The 19,516-nt window shown below is 42.8% G+C and carries 17 protein-coding genes and 1 riboswitch; of the genes, 13 read left to right on the plus strand and 4 right to left on the minus strand.

Annotated features, from left to right (window positions below; all coding sequences use genetic code 11):
• Positions 1 to 230: 230 nt before the first annotated feature.
• From AC5GD6_RS04600 to AC5GD6_RS04615, 4 genes are all read right to left on the minus strand, one after another.
• Positions 231 to 989, minus strand: coding sequence for an amino acid ABC transporter ATP-binding protein (locus AC5GD6_RS04600; RefSeq protein ID WP_487317801.1), 759 nt, complete (start codon positions 987 to 989; stop codon positions 231 to 233).
• A 31-nt stretch (positions 990 to 1,020) separates the two neighbouring features.
• Entirely contained in the window at positions 1,021 to 2,778 is a 1,758-nt protein-coding gene (locus AC5GD6_RS04605) for an ABC transporter substrate-binding protein/permease (RefSeq protein WP_491846339.1), read from the minus strand.
• A 179-nt stretch (positions 2,779 to 2,957) separates the two neighbouring features.
• A riboswitch (Lysine riboswitch) is annotated at positions 2,958 to 3,120 on the minus strand.
• Positions 3,121 to 3,599: 479 nt separating this feature from the next.
• Positions 3,600 to 4,889, minus strand: coding sequence for a phosphopyruvate hydratase (gene eno / locus AC5GD6_RS04610; RefSeq protein WP_006303174.1), 1,290 nt, complete (start codon positions 4,887 to 4,889; stop codon positions 3,600 to 3,602).
• 183 nt (positions 4,890 to 5,072) lie between these two features.
• Positions 5,073 to 5,450 carry a hypothetical protein gene (locus AC5GD6_RS04615; protein ID WP_276790508.1) on the minus strand — a complete coding sequence of 126 codons (378 nt, stop codon included), beginning with the start codon at positions 5,448 to 5,450 and terminating at the stop codon, positions 5,073 to 5,075.
• Between the two features lie 363 nt (positions 5,451 to 5,813).
• Here AC5GD6_RS04615 and pdxS point away from each other — a divergent pair, with 363 nt between their 5' ends.
• The 13 genes from pdxS (at position 5,814) to AC5GD6_RS04680 (ending at position 19,516) form a co-directional block, all read left to right on the plus strand.
• Positions 5,814 to 6,761 (plus strand): pyridoxal 5'-phosphate synthase lyase subunit PdxS, encoded by a 948-nt coding sequence (gene pdxS / locus AC5GD6_RS04620; protein WP_006303177.1) that lies wholly within the window; start codon positions 5,814 to 5,816, stop codon positions 6,759 to 6,761.
• 52 nt (positions 6,762 to 6,813) lie between these two features.
• Positions 6,814 to 7,572 carry a type 1 glutamine amidotransferase family protein gene (locus AC5GD6_RS04625; RefSeq protein WP_276777217.1) on the plus strand — a complete coding sequence of 253 codons (759 nt, stop codon included), beginning with the start codon at positions 6,814 to 6,816 and terminating at the stop codon, positions 7,570 to 7,572.
• Positions 7,573 to 7,701: 129 nt separating this feature from the next.
• On the plus strand, positions 7,702 to 9,825 hold the full coding sequence (locus AC5GD6_RS04630) for an ABC-F family ATP-binding cassette domain-containing protein (RefSeq protein WP_276777219.1): 2,124 nt from the start codon (positions 7,702 to 7,704) through the stop codon (positions 9,823 to 9,825).
• Positions 9,818 to 10,519 carry a hypothetical protein gene (locus AC5GD6_RS04635; protein WP_491846340.1) on the plus strand — a complete coding sequence of 234 codons (702 nt, stop codon included), beginning with the start codon at positions 9,818 to 9,820 and terminating at the stop codon, positions 10,517 to 10,519. The genes AC5GD6_RS04630 and AC5GD6_RS04635 overlap by 8 nt, the downstream gene beginning before the upstream one ends.
• 135 nt (positions 10,520 to 10,654) lie before the next feature.
• Positions 10,655 to 11,350: a site-2 protease family protein gene (locus AC5GD6_RS04640; protein WP_006303181.1), complete on the plus strand. Its 696-nt coding sequence runs from the start codon at positions 10,655 to 10,657 to the stop codon at positions 11,348 to 11,350.
• 103 nt (positions 11,351 to 11,453) lie between these two features.
• Complete coding sequence (locus AC5GD6_RS04645; RefSeq protein WP_464361019.1) at positions 11,454 to 12,257, plus strand: segregation and condensation protein A; 804 nt, start codon at positions 11,454 to 11,456, stop codon at positions 12,255 to 12,257.
• Positions 12,258 to 12,273: 16 nt separating this feature from the next.
• On the plus strand, positions 12,274 to 12,906 hold the full coding sequence (gene scpB, locus AC5GD6_RS04650) for an SMC-Scp complex subunit ScpB (RefSeq protein ID WP_491846341.1): 633 nt from the start codon (positions 12,274 to 12,276) through the stop codon (positions 12,904 to 12,906).
• Positions 12,907 to 13,764, plus strand: a complete 858-nt coding sequence (locus tag AC5GD6_RS04655; RefSeq protein WP_491846342.1) for a pseudouridine synthase — start codon at positions 12,907 to 12,909, stop codon at positions 13,762 to 13,764.
• The gene (gene cmk, locus AC5GD6_RS04660; RefSeq protein ID WP_491846343.1) at positions 13,761 to 15,302 is read left to right on the plus strand and encodes a (d)CMP kinase; all 1,542 of its coding nucleotides are present in this window, start codon (positions 13,761 to 13,763) and stop codon (positions 15,300 to 15,302) included. The genes AC5GD6_RS04655 and cmk overlap by 4 nt, the downstream gene beginning before the upstream one ends.
• Positions 15,303 to 15,339: 37 nt before the next feature.
• Entirely contained in the window at positions 15,340 to 16,188 is an 849-nt protein-coding gene (locus AC5GD6_RS04665; RefSeq protein ID WP_464361023.1) for a 4-hydroxy-3-methylbut-2-enyl diphosphate reductase, read from the plus strand.
• A 112-nt stretch (positions 16,189 to 16,300) separates the two neighbouring features.
• A complete protein-coding gene (der, locus tag AC5GD6_RS04670) occupies positions 16,301 to 17,617 on the plus strand; it encodes a ribosome biogenesis GTPase Der (protein WP_491846344.1) in 1,317 nt (438 codons plus the stop codon).
• A gap of 56 nt (positions 17,618 to 17,673) precedes the next feature.
• Positions 17,674 to 18,357 carry a glycerol-3-phosphate 1-O-acyltransferase PlsY gene (plsY, locus tag AC5GD6_RS04675; protein WP_276799491.1) on the plus strand — a complete coding sequence of 228 codons (684 nt, stop codon included), beginning with the start codon at positions 17,674 to 17,676 and terminating at the stop codon, positions 18,355 to 18,357.
• 136 nt (positions 18,358 to 18,493) lie between these two features.
• Positions 18,494 to 19,516, plus strand: coding sequence for an NAD(P)H-dependent glycerol-3-phosphate dehydrogenase (locus AC5GD6_RS04680; protein WP_491846345.1), 1,023 nt, complete (start codon positions 18,494 to 18,496; stop codon positions 19,514 to 19,516).

Raw genomic sequence — 19,516 nt, forward strand, 5'->3', positions numbered from 1 at the left:
ACCATCTTGCTACTACAAACGAAAACAAATATTGGCACTCATAATCCACCACCTAAAACTAGTTATTTTTTCTCTAATTTAGATGGTTTTACGTGCTTATATGCTGTTATTTTTACACACTTTTGTCCTATAACCATAAACTTAAGAACAAATCCTCCCCATTACTGAGGAGGATTTTGTTAGAACATTTTTTCACTCTAAGTTTGTTGTAGATAGATTACCAGCAAGTTCTAGATATGTTTTTGGCCGTGCAGATATCGTGCAAGGAATTCTTGCGTGCGTGAGTGCTGTGGATGATCGATAACTTCTTCAGGTTTTCCTTCTTCTAAGATGATACCTTCATTCATGTAACACACATGCGAAGAAACATCGCGTGCAAATTCAATTTCGTGCGTTACCACCATCATCGTAAGCCCGGCATTTGCCAAATCCTTCATTGCAGCAAGTACACTATCTACCATTTCGGGGTCAAGCGCGCTGGTGGGCTCATCAAAGAGCAATATTTCGGGATCCATTGCAAGTGCGCGCGCAATAGCAACGCGCTGTTTTTGACCACCCGATAAAGAAGCTGGTTTTGCATGAATAAAATCTTGTAGCCCAACGTGTTCCAGCTCCAAAGCAGCTCTGTCTTGTGCTTCTTTTTTGCTGCGTTTAAGTACATGTGTTTGTCCAATAACACAGTTATCGAGCACACTTAGATTATTGAACAGATTAAATTGCTGAAACACCATGCCAACTTTTGCACGATACGGTCCTAGTTCAAAATCGGGATCAAGAATAGAAGCTCCATGATATAAAATTTGACCGCCCGAGGGTTTTTCCAACAGGTTTATACAGCGTAAAAATGTACTCTTACCCGAACCAGAACTACCAAGGATACTAATTACCGAGCCTTTATACAATGAGAACGATACATCTTTAAGAACGCTGTGTTCTCCAAATGATTTTTGAAGATGTTGTATGTCTAGAATGATTTCTTTTTGTGTCATGATGACTCCTTATACGCTTACATGGATAGAACTATGCTTTAGCAGAAGATACATACGCATTAGGTGCAACGATATGCTTTTCAACATATTTGAGTCCTAAACTTGCAAGAAAAGTAAGTGCAAAGTAGATAACGCTTGCAATGAGATAGGTTTGGAACGTTTGATATGTGGTACCTGCAATAGATTTAGTAATAAAGAAGAGTTCCGATACGGCAATAACATTTAATACTGATGTATCTTTAATGTTCATATTTAACTCGTTACCAACTGAAGGCAAAATACTGATAACTGCCTGCGGCAAAATAATATGTACCATAGTATCCCAGTGATTGAGGCCAAGTGCATGAGCACCTTCGAGCTGCCCTTTGGAAACACCTAAAATGCCGCCGCGGACGGTTTCGGAAAGATATGCACCTGAGTTTACCGATACAATGAAAAATGCTGAGGTAAGCGGTGATAAATCTAGATTAAAGAGTAATTTTGAACCGTAAAAGATAAGCATTGCCTGAACCATCATTGGTGTTCCACGGAATACCTCAATATATATTCGTATGAGTACAGCAACACTTTTATAGAGCATATAACGGATACGATGGTGCTTTGACACCTGGATGGTTTGATAAATTGCAATGAGCAGTCCAATTAAAAATCCTACAAACGTAGAGATGAACGAAATAATAACCGTATAGAATGTTCCGCGAATAAATTGGTCATGATAGGTATTCCAGATTTCTGCAATTTGATCCAAAAAGCTGGGGTGTTGTTCTCGTTGATTAAGATTTACCATGTCTTGCATAAGTGTTTGCTGTTGTTGCGGCGCAAAAGAGTCGAGAGCGCGGTTGAGATATTCCATAAGTTTTGAACCTTTGCGTATACCAATTGCGGTAGACGCATCTATGCCATGAGTATCAAACCCTGCTCCGTTAGCAAATGAAATGAAGGTTAATTCACTATTTGCAGCTACTGCAGCCATAGCAGCAGGTCGTTCAGAAACATACGCATCAATTTTTCCACTCATAACCGAAGCAATCATCGTGGGGAAATCGCTAAATGCTACTTGTTTATTCACGTTAGGAATTTGATCGATCAACTTATAGTGAAACGTATTGAGTTGAGCGGTTACTTTGGCACCGGCAAAGTCTTGAATGGATTTTGCCCCTGCAAATGATCCGCTTTTTTTAGTAACCATTACCATATCGGAATAGTAATAGGGGTGTGTGAAATCTATTTCTTTGCAGCGCTCTGGTGTGGAGGTCATGCCTGCGATAATAGCGTCAATTTTACCCGATTGAAGCGCAACCGAGAGTCCATCCCATTCCATTTTAACAATCTTGAGCTTAAGACCCAGGGCGTCAGCCATACGTTTTGCAACCTGCACGTCGTAACCATTTGCATATTCACCAGTAGAATTGCTAATTGGCACGCCATCGTGTGCATCGTTGGTTTGCGTCCAGTTATATGGCGCATAGTTTGCTTCCATACCAACGCTTAGAACACCTGGTTCTGAGAGCTCTGTTTGTGAAAGTTCTGATGGTAGCTGCGTATCTGTTGAGTCAGACTGTTCTTGAGCAATACCTGGCTGATATGTGCTTGCAAGGAGCAGCGCACATACAAGTGTGCTAGCCATAAGCTGCAAGAAGTGTTTTGTGGCAACACTACATAATTGCTTAAAACATAGATACGTATAATACAAAGATTTTCGATACGTACGAACCGCAGTACTATATAATCCTTTGAGAAATTGTGTAATTTGTTGGGGTGTGTGCTTATGCTGTGCTGAGCCGTTCATAAGACGCCTTTCGCTTGAAGTGCGGTGTAGATACGATAAGGCTGAGCACGGATACATATGTATACAGTCTGAGATGAAGTGCCACAAAGGCATGTATAAAAACAGTTTTATCTGGCTTTAATCGTACCTGTTGTGTTATACGCTCCAAGTACAATTATGTATAAGCGTTTAACTGTTTTATTTTCAGTAGCGCTCCACATCTGTGACAGTTACAAAGATATTATCCCTGTACCCAAGCATATTATTTGGCAATAATATGCTTTCGGCGTTTGGCACCTTTCCTTTTCTTCACAGCTCCCGCTCAAAAAAGTAATCTTTACCAAACGCTCCTCTACCTTACGTGGCTCAAAGTTTACTCGTCTTTACATAAATTGCAAGCAAAAATTTACTCATTGGTGTGTATTTAATGGTCATATATTAATTATAAATGTATAAAGCCGATTGAATATCCAATAAACTGTAAAATTCTCGTAAAGAGGAGTTACGAGATGTAATGCATGCTTGCATAAGGAAGCCTTAAAAAATTACGATTTGATTTAAGGGATTATATAGAGGACACAAAATGTATGCAAAAGGCTCCCTCATTTTATTCATCAAAATTTTGCACATACAAATGGTTCGATGCTCCTATTTTTTTGAATAAATAGTGATGACGTCTCGTGAATCATATTGTTATCGCATTGATAAATCCATTATCTCTTGTGCAGTAAGCGCATATGTCTTTTGTGATGTGTGTAAATTTCTAACAAATAAGCCCCGCACGTGCCAGAGCACCTACGAGGCTTATTGCTTAGCTTAGAGCTACTTTATAACACTTCGTATTAGCGAATGTTATAGAAAGCGGTTTTACCCAAGAATTCTGCAGAAGAACCAAGACGATCTTCAATACGAAGAAGTTGGTTGTATTTAGCAACACGGTCGGTACGAGCAGGAGCACCAGTCTTGATTTGACCAGCGTTTGTAGCAACTGCGAGGTCTGCAATAGTGGTGTCTTCGGTTTCACCAGAGCGGTGAGAAACAACTGCGGTGTAACCAGCACGTTTAGCCATTTCGATAGCCTCAAGGGTTTCGGTAAGAGAACCAATTTGGTTAACTTTAATAAGGATTGCGTTAGCTGCGCCGACCTCAATACCTTTAGCAAGACGCTTGGTGTTAGTTACAAACAGGTCGTCACCAACAAGTTGAACCTTCTTGCCAATGCGCTCGGTAAGTTTCTTCCAGCCTTCCCAGTCTTCTTCTGCAAGACCGTCTTCAAGAGAGATGATGGGGAACTTGTTAACGAGCTCTTCCCAGTAGTCAACCATTTGATCGCTGGTGAGGGTGCGGCCTTCGCCTTTAAGCTCATAGTTACCAGTCTCTTTGTTATAGAACTCAGAAGAAGCAGGATCCATAGCAAACATGAAGTCTTGGCCAGGCTTAAAGCCAGCTTTCTCAACGGCCTGCATGAGGTACTCTAAAGGTTCAGCATTGGTTTTAAGGTTAGGAGCAAAACCACCCTCGTCACCAACACCTGTGTTGTGGCCAGAATCTTTAAGAACATTTTTAAGAGTGTGATAAACCTGTGAGCACCAACGAAGTGCAGTCTTAAAGTCGGGAGCACCAACAGGCATAATCATGAATTCCTGGAAGTCTACGTTGTTGTCAGCGTGAACACCACCGTTAAGTACGTTCATCATAGGAACAGGAAGGGTGTGACCATTTGCACCGCCAAGGTATTCATATAAAGGAAGGCCAGCGGATGCAGCAGCAGCACGAGCTACAGCCAAGCTTGCGCCCAAAATAGCATTAGCACCAAAGTTGCCTTTGTTGGGAGTGCCGTCTGCTTGAATCATAGCAAGATCGCAGCCACGTTGATCATTTGCGTCACGACCAACCAAAAGCTCTCTAATCTCGTTGTTTACATGACCAACAGCAGTTAAAACACCTTTTCCTTGATAACGATCTTTGTCGTTGTCGCGAAGCTCAACAGCTTCAAATTCGCCTGTAGAAGCTCCAGAAGGAACAATAGCGCGACCAAACGAGCCGTCCTCAAGTTCTACCTCAACCTCTACTGTTGGGTTTGCGCGAGAGTCGAGAACCTCACGGCCATACACGCTTTTAATGTTGCTCATGTGCAACTCCTTTCATAAATGCTTATGTATGAAAAATATTTACATAACCTTGTATAGTATAAGCTAAGTTTGAAGTCTTGACACCTATTTATAATTTTATGCACAACTCGCATATTTGCCCAGTGTTCTCTAGACATTTTTGTGTACCCATTGCATAGGGTATCCAAGAGTTTTGTATACGTATTATTTTCTTCTTTGGAATACAACCATTCTCCGCGCAGATGCGTATATACCAAGGCAAAGAATAAGACCAAGAGCATTGATAATAAATTCTAGGAGTGTTTTGTCTCGTGCCATCATACCAAATGCGGCACAAATAAAGCATAAAAGCACGGCAAGTGAGGCGCGGTTCATTACCGTTACAGCGCGTGAGGGTACGTTTATAAGGCGCGCAGAAACATAGCCCACATAAATCATAGTTAAACTTTCTATGACGCATAAGTACACATGGAATTTCATGGGGTCTGCCGCAATAAGTAAACATGTTGCAATAATTGAGATAATTCCCAACAATAGCGATGCAAGTGCGGCAAATTTTACTGTTTTAGCAAGCGTATTCAAGGCTTCTCCTATCTGCCCTTAAGCTATAAACCAAGCTGAAATCATAGGCACATACAAGTTTGTACAAGTACGTGTATATCACGGGTTTGCCCAACGGTAAGCATGGTACAGTTGGCTTGTGACATACCCAACAAGTGTGTGGCTTGATTTCGTGCGTTACTGGTAAGTATAGCAAACTTAAGTAACGCGACGCAGCGTCTGTTCGTGTTGTTCATTTCACATCGTAATATATGAGCTTAGCTGCAGGTATATCATCATCTGTCTTATGTCTTTATGGAACTGCTCCATCTTATGAATAAACCTGATACCATTTATAACATCAAAAGTTGAAGTCAACATACAACTAAAGGAGTTGCAACGTTTATGAATAACTCGGATTCCTCGGTATGCAATGTATCTGATGTCAACGTAAGCGCAGATACACAAGTGATGAGCGACTGCACAAGCCGCCAAAAGCTTAATCGTCAACTTGCCGCTATGCTTAAAGGCGGAGTTATTATGGATGTCACAACGCCCGAACAAGCGCGTATAGCCGAAGCTGCAGGCGCCTGCGCTGTTATGGCTTTGGAGCGCATTCCTGCTGATATTCGCGCGGCTGGCGGTGTAAGTCGTATGAGTGACCCTTCTATGATTAAAGGTATTCAACAGGCGGTTTCTATTCCCGTTATGGCAAAATGCAGGATTGGCCATTTTGTAGAAGCGCAGATTTTGCAAGAACTCAATATTGATTACATTGATGAATCCGAAGTCTTAAGCCCTGCAGACGGTGTTTATCATATTGATAAAAACGAATTTAACGTGCCATTTGTATGCGGTGCCAAAGATTTAGGAGAGGCGCTTCGTCGTATAGCCGAAGGTGCTTCTATGATTCGCACTAAAGGCGAGCCTGGTACGGGAGATGTTATTCAAGCCGTTACACACATGCGCCGTATGCAATCGCAGATTCGCTGTATTGCTGCTTTACGCGCAGATGAACTGTTTGAAGAGGCAAAGCGTCTACAAGTTCCTGTTTCGTACGTAAGCTATGTTCATAAACATCAAAAACTTCCTGTAGTTAACTTTGCTGCAGGTGGTGTGGCAACGCCAGCCGACGCCGCCCTTATGATGCAGTTGGGTGCTGAAGGTGTGTTTGTAGGAAGCGGCATTTTTAAGAGCGGTAACCCTCAAAAGCGTGCCGAAGCTATTGTTCAAGCTGTTACAAACTTTAACGATCCTTCTACGCTTGCGCGTGTGTCGCAGAATTTAGGAGAAGCAATGGTTGGTATTAACGAGCAAGAAATCCAACTTCTTATGGCTGAACGTGGTAAATAAGCTGTGTCTGTAATAATTCTAAATTATGAAGGATAGACATTAAAGGATAGATATGAACAATACGCACATACGTGCAACATTTAGGAAAAAAAGAATTGGTGTTCTAAGCGTCCAAGGTGCTTTCATTGAGCATATCCACTTGCTGCGCAGCTTGGGCGTTGACTGTTTTGAGATTAGACAAGCTCATGATATAGCCCATTCGTTTGATGGACTTATTTTGCCCGGAGGAGAATCAAGCGTACAAGCACATCTTCTTAAAGAGCTTCAGTTGTTTGAGCCGCTACGGAACCATATTATACAAGGCATGCCTGTTTTAGGTACCTGTGCAGGTCTTATTTTATTAGCTGCTCATATTGATGGATCGGGCGATTTAGCGTGTGTGGAGTCTTGTGGTGCGTCACAAGATAAGCTCAAGTCTTTACGCGAACAAGGGAATTTTGGTGATACAGAGGCTTTTTCTCAAAAGAATGTCCTTGATACGCGCGCTGCAGTACATGGTTTTCAAACGCTTAAGGTGCGCGTTTGTCGCAATGCATACGGGCGCCAACTTGCAAGTTTTCATGCGCAAGCACCAATATATGCCTTAGCCACTGCTTCGCCGTCTGCAAGTGCACCTGCGCAGCCTCATCTTATGCAGCTCACGTTTATTCGTGCACCTAAAATTATTGCGCAAGATTCTTGTGTTGAAACGCTGGTAAGTTTGGATGGTTATTCGTGTGCCGTGCGGCAGGATAATCAAATTGCCTGCTCGTTTCATCCTGAGCTTGATGCAGAAGTGTATTTACACGAGTTGCTGTGCGCGGCTTCGTAAACCAATAGGCGCGTGTTTGTGTAGGGCATTTAGCATGTTGTGGCAAAAGTTTAGGGTATGCAACATGGTATATTCATGTAGTAGGATAGTAAGTCATTTTATGAGTGGTAACGATAAGGAGTATCTTTTGTGATAGCTCTTGCCGAAAAATTATCTAAATCATTTGGTCCGCAACTGTTATGGTCTGATGTTGTCTTACAACTTAACGCTGGTGAACGGTGGGGGCTTGTTGGTCCTAACGGAGCTGGTAAAACAACATTTTTAAAGATTCTTATGGGACTTGAGACCCCTGATGAGGGTCGTGTAAGCTTTGCGCGCGATATACGTGTTGGCTATCTTGAGCAAGAGACAAAACTTTCAAAAGATACAACCGCTTTGGAAGAAGTTGTGCAATCAGCTCACGAAGTTGTGCGCCTACAATCGCTTCTAAGTGATCAAGAACATCAAATTGCGCAGCTCAGTAGCTCTTCTGTAGATACAGCTCAACAAAAAGAATTGGACGAATTGCTTGCAAATTACAGCAAGAATCAAGAAAATTTTGAGCGTTTGGGCGGCTACGAACTACAAGCGCGCGCTCAGCAGATTTTAGGTGGCCTGGGATTTCCGGTAGAGGATTTTCACAAGCTTGCTTGCGAATTTTCGGGTGGATGGCAAATGCGTATATCGCTTGCCAAGTTGCTGCTCAAGCATCCAGATTTATTACTCTTAGACGAGCCAACTAACCATCTTGACCTTGAAAGTGTTGCATGGCTTGAATCGTTTTTGTCAAGTTATGATGGTGCGGTGCTTATGGTATCTCATGACCGTGCATTTATGGATGCTTGTGTTTCGCACATTGCGTCAATCGAAAATAAGCGTGTTATGACGTACGTGGGAAATTATACGCGCTATCTTAAACAGCGTGAAGATAATCTTATACAGCTGCACGCAAAACGTGAAGCTCAATTGCGCGATATTGCCCATATGCAGGTGTTTATTGATCGTTTTAGGTATAAACCTACCAAAGCAAAACAGGTGCAAGAACGCGTGCGCCGTCTTGAGCAAATTAAGTCGGAGCTTGTAGTATTGCCGCAAGCGTCAAAGAAAGTGCATTTTAATTTTCCTGCGCCACCACGAACAGCAGATACGGTAGTGTCAGTTGAACATGTGTCAAAACATTTTGAAGATGCAGTTGTGTATAACGATGTGAATCTCGTTTTATATAGAGGAGATCATGTTGCGCTCGTAGGGCCTAATGGTGCAGGTAAATCAACACTTATGAAGTTGATTTGTGGCATCGAAAAACCAACAGCAGGAAACATTGTGCTTGGGAAAAATGTTGAGTTTTCTTATTATGCTCAGCATCAGCTTGAAACGCTCAACGAACGTAATACCGTATTGCAAGAAATGGGTGAAGCCTCAAATACATGGACTACCTCTGAACAACGTAGGCTTTTAGGTGCGTTTTTGTTTCACGGAGAAGATGTTGACAAACGTGTTAGTGTGCTTTCGGGTGGGGAGCGCGCTCGTTTGGCTTTGGCAAAAATGCTGGTCTTTCCCGATCCTCTTTTGTGTTTGGATGAGCCTACCAATCATTTGGATATCGACTCGGTTGAAGTGCTTGAGCATGCATTAACTACCTTTAAGGGCACTGTTTTGTTGGTAAGCCATGATGAACATTTGGTACGAAATGTTGCAAATAAAATTATCGAAGTGCGCAATCATCAGGTTCGTGTCTTTGATGGTGATTACGATTATTATCTGTATAAGCGCGAAGAGTTGGATGCGCGCGAACAAAAAGATGCTGCTGGAGCACACGCCCAAGCGCGTGTAGACAATACTGGGTTGTTGCATGCTTCGCACGAACAGAGAAGTGCGTCTTTAGATACGCTTTCACAGGGTAAGAAAGCTGAGGCTGTTGTTTCTCAGAACTCCACGCGTACAGATTCCCCTTTGGATTCACATGATCATCTGGCAAAACGTAATGTTAAAACCAAAGAGCAACGCCGTCTTGAGGCCGAAGCGCGAAATCGCGCGCACAGACGTGTTGCACGTGAGAGAAAACGCTTGTCAGAAGTTGAGGCTGTTTTGCAGGCATCTACTTCGCGCAAACATGAGCTCGAAACTCGTATGTCGGATCAAGAAATTTATCAGCATAAAGATGAATTTAATGAATGCATGAACGAATATAATGCGCTTTCTCAAAAAATTGACGCTTTAGAACAAGAATGGCTCGAATTAACTCGTATTGTGGAAGAGGGGACAAATGAGTAATCCCGATAGTATGCATAATCCATATGGCGTGCCTGATGACGCGCGCGATGCGTATGGTGTACGTGGCGCTTATGATGGGCGTTCCGCTTATGATGAAGGTGCCAATCGCTGTGATAAAACAATTGTTATGCCTGCGTCTTTTGCGAACAAGGGATATGCAGCTCCTACGGTACGTCGTCAGCGGATAGCACAATCGCCTCAGCCTTATGATCCAGGCTCCGATTCTGAATATGCGGCATATGCATCGCCACAGGGTGGGTATGAGCCGCGTCCCATACCTTCGCCTTCACCGCGCCCCATGCGTAAACCAACACCTGAAGCTATGCGTCCTGAACGCGCTGATTATTATGCGTCAACAGTAGAACGCGCAGTCTCAGGCCTGTTTCACGGCATCACAGGTTCACTTGTATCTGTGTTTTGCCAGTTCATTGCAGTATTGTGTCGCGTGTTCGCATGGATGCTTTCGCTCATTATTGTAGGAAGCGCGTTGCCGTTTGCACCTTTGCGGTTTGCTTTTCTTATGTTTTACCATACGGTTTCACGTATTTTACCGCCAGTTTTGGTGGGGTCGTTTATTATCGAGAGTCCATTTGGTGGCATTTTGCGTGGCGATTACGTGATGGTAACTCTTATTTTGTTTGTGCTTGACCATCTGTTATGTCGTCTTGCGTTTACTTTACGAAACAGCAGGTAAAGTGCATATATACGCCTTGTGTATTTCTTGTATGCAGTTGACCTTATGCCCTCTTACCGTTATGATAAATGAGTACATATGTTCTATATTGCCATATGCATGATGTAGGCAGCGTTCGCGTAAAAAGTAGGTGTTATGCTCAAAGATCCCATTTCCAGTGCAACCTCTGTTGCAATAACTGTGGCTATTTTAGTTGTGTCGTGTATGCTCCACGAGATTGCTCATGGTTTTGTTGCATATTTGTTGGGCGATGACACCGCCAAGCGCGCGCATCGTTTAACGCTCAATCCACTTGCGCACATCGATCCTTTTGGCTCGGTCATTTTACCATGTCTTATGAGTTTGGCGCATGGTCCTATTTTTGGTTTTGCTAAACCTGTTCCATATAATCCGCGCCGTCTTAAAGGCGGTAGGCTGTCAGAAGTGTTAGTAGCCCTTGCAGGGCCTTTGTCAAACGTACTACAAGCATGTGTGGCTCTTGGAATAGTGCGTGTATTGTTTGCTACAAACGGTTTTAAAAGCATGCCCTTTCAGCAAGATATAACAACAACTATATTTGTATATAAAATTTTAATGCAATATATGGTCGTTAATATTTCGCTTGCAGCATTTAATCTCATACCGTTGCCGCCGTTAGATGGATCTTCTTTGTTGGGTCTTTTTCTTTCTGGCAAACTTCGTCAAACATACGAGTATATACAGCACTATTCTTTGCCTATTCTTATGATGGTGTTATATGTACTGCCTTCTATCTTGCATTTTGATATTATAAGTTGGTATGTTACGACTGTTATTCATTTTGCTATGGAGTTTATGCTTCAGGGTTTATAGTTTCTGCTTGCAAGAATTTTGACTTACTAGATAGTACAAGCCAAAGTATACAAACACAAACAGAGCATGAGCATACCAAAGAAGAATATAAGGAGGATAGATCATGTCGTTTAGTGTGCAAACGCCTACATACAGCGGACCTTTTGATCTGTTGCTCCGTTTAGTGTATCAACAAAAAGTTGCTATTGACACCATTTCTGTAAGCAATGTTATCGATCAATATCTAGAAGAAATTAAGCATCTTAAACAGCTTGATTTAGAGGTTGCAAGCGATTTTGTACTAGTTGCTTCAACGTTGCTTATGATTAAAGCATCAAGTGTTGCTCCCTTAGATACTAGTGAGAGCAATCAATCTCAAGAGATTGATTCAGAAGAGTTTGATGATTTAACACCACAGCAGGCACAAGATTTACTTGTTACAAGGCTTTTAGCGTACAAACAATTTAGAGAAGTTGCTCGTATGCTGCAAGCACGAAGTGAACAACATGCACGTATGTTTGCAGCTCGTGTGTTGCCTCTGCCAGATCAGCTCAACTACACGCCTAACTTTTTAGAGGGTATTACTCTCAGAACATTAGCTGTTATCTGCGCAGATATCGACAGTCGTCATCAAGAATTTCTTTTGGAGGCATCTCATATCGCAAAAAAACGCAGACCTATTGCAGTAAGTATTGCCAAGCTCGATCAACTCACGCGCGAAAAACCTTGTGTCCAATTTGCGCAAGTTGTAGGCAAAGATCCAACACCGGTGGTTGTTGTCGAAAATTTTCTTGCTATGCTTGAGCTTGTGCATATCGGCTTTGTAGAAGTACAACAAGCACAAACATTTGGAAGCATTGTGCTCCAACGGGTTCAAGGCACACAAACTACAGCGTTTGATACATCGCGTTATGCAGGCGAGAACTAGGATAGGAAAGGCGCATATGGATACCTTGCAATCAAAATTAGAAGCGCTTCTTATTGTTTCTCAAGAGGCTGTAAGCGCGCGAACACTCAGTACGTTTTTAGACGTCTCTGCTGATACGGTACAAGATGCACTTGTCCGTTTGCAGCATGAGTATACGAGCGAAAACCGTGGATTCCAATTATGTGAAGTTGTCGGTGGGTGGCGTCTGTATACGCATCCTGCATATCAGGATTTAATACAGGCATATATTCAAACATGGGATTATAAGCGTCTTTCTCAGGCTGCATTAGAAACGCTTGCGGTCATTGCATATCATCAGCCAGTAAGCCGTGAGGGTATTAGAGCTATTAGAGGAGTTGCAAGTGATGGGCCACTTGCGTCGCTTAAAGAGAAAGGCTACATTCGCGAAGCAGGCCACGATAAGCAAAATCCCCATGCGGTGCTGTTTGCTACTACCAAAGCATTTCTAGAAGCGTTTGACCTAAGAAGCCTATCTGATTTGCCACCTCTCGAGCAATTTGCAGCAAACGATGCTTCAAAAGAGTTTATTCGCCAACGTCTTCAAGCAACATCTCAGCAGACAGAACTGTTATCCGAGGATATTGCCCAAGAAGTAGAAGCTCAAAATTCGCAGATTGGTAATGAATAAATGGCACTTGATTCTTCTCATTATAACGAACAAGATATTATAGCTGGGAAGTATCCAAGCGATCACTTTACGATGCGTTTGCAGCGGTTTTTAGCGCGCGCAGGTGTTGCGTCGCGCCGTGGTTCGGAAAAGCTTATATCAGCAGGTAGAGTATGTGTTAATGGTAAACAAGTTAGGGTTCTTGGTACTAAGGTTATGCCTCAATACGATCATGTAACAGTTGATGGCAAAGAGTATGTGCTTGGCAATGACCATGTTTATTTGCTGCTTAATAAACCTTCACAGGTGCTTACAACGATGAGTGATCCTTTTGGTTTTCCTTGCGTTGCTTCTTTGGTGCCTTGCGATGATTATCCAGGCCTTTTTCCAGTGGGTAGGTTGGATAGCGATACTACAGGAGTTTTGCTGTTTACTACCAATGGCAATATGGGCAATCGTTTGCTTCATCCGTCACATCATGTGTGGAAGACCTATATCGCGCTTATCGAAGGCAAACTTACCTCATCTCAAATGCAAAAGCTTTCTCAAGGTATAATGCTTGAAGATGGCATGACGAGTCCTTGTTTTATACGCACTATCACGCAAGATGAGCCATGCACTCACCTTGATAAAAATCATTCACTCTTTGATGATATGCGCCTCAATGCTGCAAGCTCACTGTGTGAACTTAAAATACATGAAGGAAGAAATCATCAGGTAAAACGCATGTTGCAGGAAATTGGGCATCCAGTTATAAAGTTGCATCGCTTTCAGTTTGGCCCTTTGTGCCTTAATGCTCAAATTCCATTAGGATCGTGGCGCATGTGTACACAACAAGAAATACACGATCTCGAAACAGTTTGTGAGGATAATACATGATCATTGCAATAGACGGGCCTTCAGGTTCGGGTAAATCTACCGTTGCAAAGGCTCTTGCGCATAAAGCACATCTTACCTATCTTGATACAGGTGCTATGTATCGAGCAATAACATGGCGTTGTCTCAAACATCAGGTGTCTTTTGATGACACACGCGCTATTATCGCGTGCGCCCAAGCTATGAAGCTTGTTATGAAATCAGATGAACGTGGACTGCGTGTAGAAGTTGATGGGGAAGATGTCAGCCACGAGATTAGAAGTGCACAGGTAGATGAGCATGTGTCTCAGGTTGCTGCAGTACCTGAGGTTCGACTTCTTATGCTCGAAAAACAGCGTGCATTTGGACAAGAAAGCGATGTTGTTGCAGAAGGAAGAGATATTGGTACTGCGGTGTTTCCTCATGCGCAAGTTAAGATTTTTCTTACCTGCGATGCTGCAGCTCGTGCACATAGACGCGCTGTCCAGCGTGCTGGCGGAGATCTTGCAACCGCTACAGAAGCACACGTTTCTCCCGATGAAGAGGCAGCAATTTTAGTCAATCTTCTTAAGCGCGATGATATTGATTCTCACCGTAAGACAACACCATTAAAAGCTGCAAAAGACGCACATCATATTGACAGCTCGCATATGAGTGTTGATGAGATTGTTGCTCAGATTATGCAGTATATGAATGAGTCTGTTGCTCATGATGGATCCGCTCTTAATGCTAAGGATCAACGCTGTGATAACACTTCCTTTGATACAAAGCCCACAGATGTTTCTTCTTCACAAGATGCAGATTCATCTGCATGCATGCCACATGCTACGTGTCAGAGTAATTCGTTTGACAGCTACTACGACACACCAATGAAAGAACACCCGTGGTATGCACGCCTGCTTTTTGCATGTGTTATGGTACTTTGTTGGATCGGTACCAAAATTTTATGGCCATGGAAATTTTACAACATGCCTTCTGAGTTGCTTCGCTCCAAAAAGCCGCACATCATTGTGATGAATCATGTATCTGCACTCGAGCCGCTTATGTGCGTGATGTATTTTTACTTCCACGGAATACGTGTACGATCGATGTATAAAAGCGAATTCAATACGCATAAGCTTAATGCTTTTGCCTTAGCAGTTGCAGGCGGTATTCCCGTACAGCGTCATACTGCCGACATTACATGCATCCATCGCTGCGAAAATGCACTTAAACGGGGGGAATGGTTGCTTATTTATCCAGAAGGTACGCGTATACAAGATCTTTCTGTTAAGCCAAAAATTTATGGTGGCTTTGCGCTTTTAGCGGCTCGTGCTCGGGTGGATGTGTTGCCTATTTGCGTTTTGGGTGCGTATTCAATAGCACACGCACCTCGTTTGTGGAAAAAAGTTGGACGCATCTACTTTAAAGTAGGAGAAATACTTTCGCTTGACCAGCTAAAACAGCAGGTAGAAAAGCCTATATCTAAAAAACAACTGATGCAGCTGTTAGAAACGTCTGCAATGGATAGGGTATATACCTTGCGCGAAGAGCTTATGCAGCACTATCCGCATAAGCTGTAGTAAAACTGTTGAGTCACCCTAAGATAAAGTAGGTCGTATGCATATTCGTATAGCCACAGAAGCTGGAGCTTGCTACGGTGTGAATCGTGCGTTAGATATGGTGGAAGCTCTTTCTCATAAAATACATGGACGTATTCATACGCTAGGCCCTTTAATTCATAACCCTCAAGTAGTTTCAAAGCTTGCCGCCAAAGGCGTTGAGGTTATTCACAACGCTGACGAGGTATCGGGCAAAGCAATTTTACTGCGCACGCATGGCGTTACTCCCGAGGAAGAAAAGAAAGCCTATCAAAGCCACGACATTGTAGTAGACGCAACATGCCCTTTTGTAATTCGTGCACATAGAGCAGCCGAAACGCTTACCAAAGAGGGCTATCAGGTGCTTGTGTTTGGAGAAAAAGGTCATGCTGAAGTTGAAGGCACCTTAGGTCATGCACCAGGTGCTGTGTGTGTTGAAACGCCCGAAGACATCGAGGCTCTTTCAATCAAACGAAGAGTAGGAATTGTTGTCCAGACCACGCAAAGTCGTCGACGTCTTAAAGAAATTGTAGCGGCTCTTGTAGGTAAAGCTGAGGAAATACGTCTGTTTGATACGATTTGCGAGGCAACGTCGCTGCGTCAGGATGCAGCAACAGATTTGGCAAAGTCGGTTGATTGCATGATTGTAATTGGCGGTAAAATTTCTGCTAATACCACGCGTTTAGCTGAGATATGCAGAACGTATTGTGATCATGTATATCATATTGAGACTGCCGAAGAGCTTGATCCTGCGTGGTTTTCTCCTACCAGCGAAGTAGGCATTACCGCTGGCGCGTCTACACCTCAGTATCAAATTGATGAAGTGTATAAACGGCTCATGTCTTTGTATCCCGCGTCCGACAAATAAGCAAGAAATTCACATGTATAAGCAATATGATTTACATGTACGTGCATGAAAGCATATATACTAAGTGTAACAGTTTAGCTTGTACCTGTACGTTTTTTTAGAATGGAATGATATGTCAAAACCACTGGTAGCCATAGTTGGTCGTCCGAATGTAGGAAAATCAACACTTGTTAATCGACTTGCAACTACCAAGTCGGCAATTGTGCACGAGTCGCGCGGTGTTACACGTGACCGCTCCTATCATGCTTGTGATTGGAATGGGCGTGAGTTTACGCTTATCGACACGGGCGGCATTGAATCACTTAAAAGCAAAGACCGTTTTGCTCTGGGTATTCGTGAACAGGCACTTTTAGGCTGTGACGAAGCAGACGTTATTGTTATGGTTGTTGATGGAAGCATTGGACTTACCGACGAAGACGAGACCGTTGCGCAAATTGTACGTCGTATGCATAAGCCTGTTTTTTTGGTTGTAAATAAAATTGATAATCCCGATGAGGTTTTAGATTCATGGAACTATCTAAAACTCGGTTTAGGTGAGCCGCGTGCTATTTCGGCTACACATGGTACAGCAACAGGTGATTTGCTTGATGATATTGTTAACGCTTTGCCCGTTCATGAAGAAGCACCCCAGCCAAAAGACTCATCAGTGGCAATTGCGGTTATTGGTCGTCCAAATGTTGGTAAATCATCGCTTGTTAATAAACTTTCTCGCTCGCAACGCAGCTTAGTTGCCGATTATGCAGGTACAACGCGCGATGCTATTGATATTACTTTTGATTACAAGGGTCAAACTATTCGTCTGGTTGATACTGCTGGTATGAGAAAAAAGACGCAAGTTCATGAGGATGTTGAATATTACAGCATGGTTCGCGGTTTGCAGGCAATGGATAAAGCTGATGTGTGCCTGCTTGTTATAGATGCACATGAAGGTATGACCGAACAGGATCAAAAACTTGCTGGTATGGCAATTGATCGTGGGTGCGCATTGGTTTTGGTTCTTAACAAAACCGATTTGTTGCGTGACGAGCAGGATCGCCAAAAACTTTTGGATTCATTTGCTATTCGTCTTACGTTTGCAACATGGGCAGAGCAGATAAGCATTTGCGCGCTTACGGGTAAATCTGTTAATAAGGCGCTTGATGCAGCGCTTCGTGCGTATCGTGCCCACGCCAGTTCTATTAAGACATCTCAGCTCAATAATCTTGTTACTAAAATTCGTGAGGCGGGCCACACGATTGTGCATAAAAACCGTCGTTTTAAGATTCATTATGTAACACAAACGGGGTATCGTCCTCCTGAATTTACCTTTTTCTGCAATGCAAAGGATTTACTCGATGATGCGTACATGCGTTTCTTAGAGAACCGTTTGCGTGAAACGTTTGATTTGCAAGGTACGCCTATTCGGCTTAAGTTTAGGAATAAAGATTAAGTGTTTACTTTTTAAGTCTGTAAGCTGGTAAACCTTAACCCTTTAAGGAGAGCTTTATGCAAGGGTATTGCATTTCGGTATTAGTGGCACTTGTGTTTGTGTATGCAGTATGCGGCATACCGTTTGGCGTGGTTCTAACAAAAAGGTTTTGTCACGTTGATGTGAGAGCTGCAGGCAGCGGTAATATAGGCATGACCAATGTAGCGCGCGTAGCTGGAAAACTACCAGCGGCGCTTACACTTTTATGTGATGCAGGAAAAGGCGCTTTAAGTTTAGGCATAGCTATCTATGTACTGAATATGGTTGTCGCTATCCACGTACAAGAACTTATCCAATTTTGTGCAACTTCGCAGATTTTTTCTGATGTTTATAAGCTGTGCATGTTTGTTAACAGCGTTGTTTATGCAGCCTGCGTGTGTGGTCATATTTTTTCTCCGTACCTGCATTTTAAGGGCGGCAAAGGAATCTCGGTAGGATTTGGAGCGGCATTAGTGCTCAGTTGGCAAACGGCTTTGCTTGCACTTTTGGCATTTTTTGTTTTTACGATACCTTCAAAACGCGTTTCGTTAGGGTCGTTAGCGGCTGCGATTGCACTTCCGTGCTGGGCATATGTATTTGGTTATACCTCGTTTGAACTCATACCTATTATCGTGGTTGCTTGTTTGGTTATTTGGGCGCATCGTAACAATATTGCACGTCTTATAAAAGGAGAGGAAAAACCCTTAAAGGCAAAATCTTAAAGTTGTGGAGATACACCGTGTTGCAACGTTTCTTTGTTGCAATAACCTCTATGATATAAGCATGCTCTGTGTGCATCACAATAGAATATCGTATAAAAGGTAAGTTGAAGCTAAGAGAATAGAGTAAGGAAAGCCGATGTCGATTTCAAAAGTTGCCGTTATAGGATCAGGCAGTTGGGGTACAGCTGTTTCGGGTTTGCTTGGACTTCATGCGGATCAAGTTATGATTTGGTCCCACGATCAAGAAATAGCCGATTATATCAATGAACATCATCGTAATCCTGTTCAACTTAATACCTATACGATGCTCGACTGTGTTTGTGCCTCAACTGATTATCAAAGCGTCTTGAAGGATGCACAAGCAATAGTTATGGTTGTGCCATCACAATTTATTAGAGCTTGTGCACAAGCTGTCCAGCCCTATGTAGACTCACAAACGCCTGTTCTTATTCTTACAAAAGGTATCGAAAATCATACTAACTATACTATGAGCGAAGTTTTGTCCGAAGTTTGGGGCAATCCTGCCCGTATTGCGGTGTTGAGCGGCCCTAATCACGCCGAGGAAATTTGTAAAGGTAAAATTTCGGCGGCTGTTATTGCCTCGACTCATGCATCGGTTGCTCAATTTTTCCAACGTTTGATCATGAATGAAAATTTTAGAATTTATTTATCTGACGATGTAGTTGGGGTTGAACTATGCGCTGCTATTAAAAACGTGGTGGCAATTGCTTGTGGAATTTGTACTGGCTTGGGGTACGGAGACAATGCATTAGCAGTTTTAATGACGCGTGGACTTGCAGAAATTAGTCGTATTGTTATCGCAAAAGGTGGTAAATCACTTACCTGTATGGGTCTTGCAGGTATGGGGGATCTTATTGCAACTTGTACGTCGGTGCACTCGCGCAATCGCTCGTTTGGCTGTGCTTTTTCGCAAGGAGAAAGCTTGCAGGAATATGAACAGCGTACGTCAATGGTTGTTGAGGGGGCTCGTGCTGCTTTGAGCACACAAGAGTTATGCAAAAAGCTTTCTATTGAAAGTCCGCTCACCAACTCGGTTTACTCAGTTTTATATGAACATGCCAAGCTCGAAGACGTCATTGCGCTTTTGCTTGAAAGAATTCCGCACGAAGAATTTTATGGTATGTCAACAAACAATTAG

It is taken from the genome of Fannyhessea sp. (genome assembly GCF_986145555.1).

Coding starts and splice junctions, on each gene's coding strand:
- AC5GD6_RS04680 (WP_491846345.1), top strand. CDS start 18,494: ATGTCGATTTCAAAAGTTGCCGTTATAGGATCAGGCAGTTGGGGTACA.
- AC5GD6_RS04600 (WP_487317801.1), bottom strand. CDS start 989: ATGACACAAAAAGAAATCATTCTAGACATACAACATCTTCAAAAATCA.
- AC5GD6_RS04665 (WP_464361023.1), top strand. CDS start 15,340: ATGCATATTCGTATAGCCACAGAAGCTGGAGCTTGCTACGGTGTGAAT.
- pdxS (WP_006303177.1), top strand. CDS start 5,814: ATGAATAACTCGGATTCCTCGGTATGCAATGTATCTGATGTCAACGTA.
- der (WP_491846344.1), top strand. CDS start 16,301: ATGTCAAAACCACTGGTAGCCATAGTTGGTCGTCCGAATGTAGGAAAA.
- plsY (WP_276799491.1), top strand. CDS start 17,674: ATGCAAGGGTATTGCATTTCGGTATTAGTGGCACTTGTGTTTGTGTAT.
- eno (WP_006303174.1), bottom strand. CDS start 4,889: ATGAGCAACATTAAAAGCGTGTATGGCCGTGAGGTTCTCGACTCTCGC.
- AC5GD6_RS04605 (WP_491846339.1), bottom strand. CDS start 2,778: ATGAACGGCTCAGCACAGCATAAGCACACACCCCAACAAATTACACAA.
- AC5GD6_RS04655 (WP_491846342.1), top strand. CDS start 12,907: ATGGCACTTGATTCTTCTCATTATAACGAACAAGATATTATAGCTGGG.
- cmk (WP_491846343.1), top strand. CDS start 13,761: ATGATCATTGCAATAGACGGGCCTTCAGGTTCGGGTAAATCTACCGTT.
- AC5GD6_RS04645 (WP_464361019.1), top strand. CDS start 11,454: ATGTCGTTTAGTGTGCAAACGCCTACATACAGCGGACCTTTTGATCTG.
- AC5GD6_RS04635 (WP_491846340.1), top strand. CDS start 9,818: ATGAGTAATCCCGATAGTATGCATAATCCATATGGCGTGCCTGATGAC.
- scpB (WP_491846341.1), top strand. CDS start 12,274: ATGGATACCTTGCAATCAAAATTAGAAGCGCTTCTTATTGTTTCTCAA.
- AC5GD6_RS04625 (WP_276777217.1), top strand. CDS start 6,814: ATGAACAATACGCACATACGTGCAACATTTAGGAAAAAAAGAATTGGT.
- AC5GD6_RS04640 (WP_006303181.1), top strand. CDS start 10,655: ATGCTCAAAGATCCCATTTCCAGTGCAACCTCTGTTGCAATAACTGTG.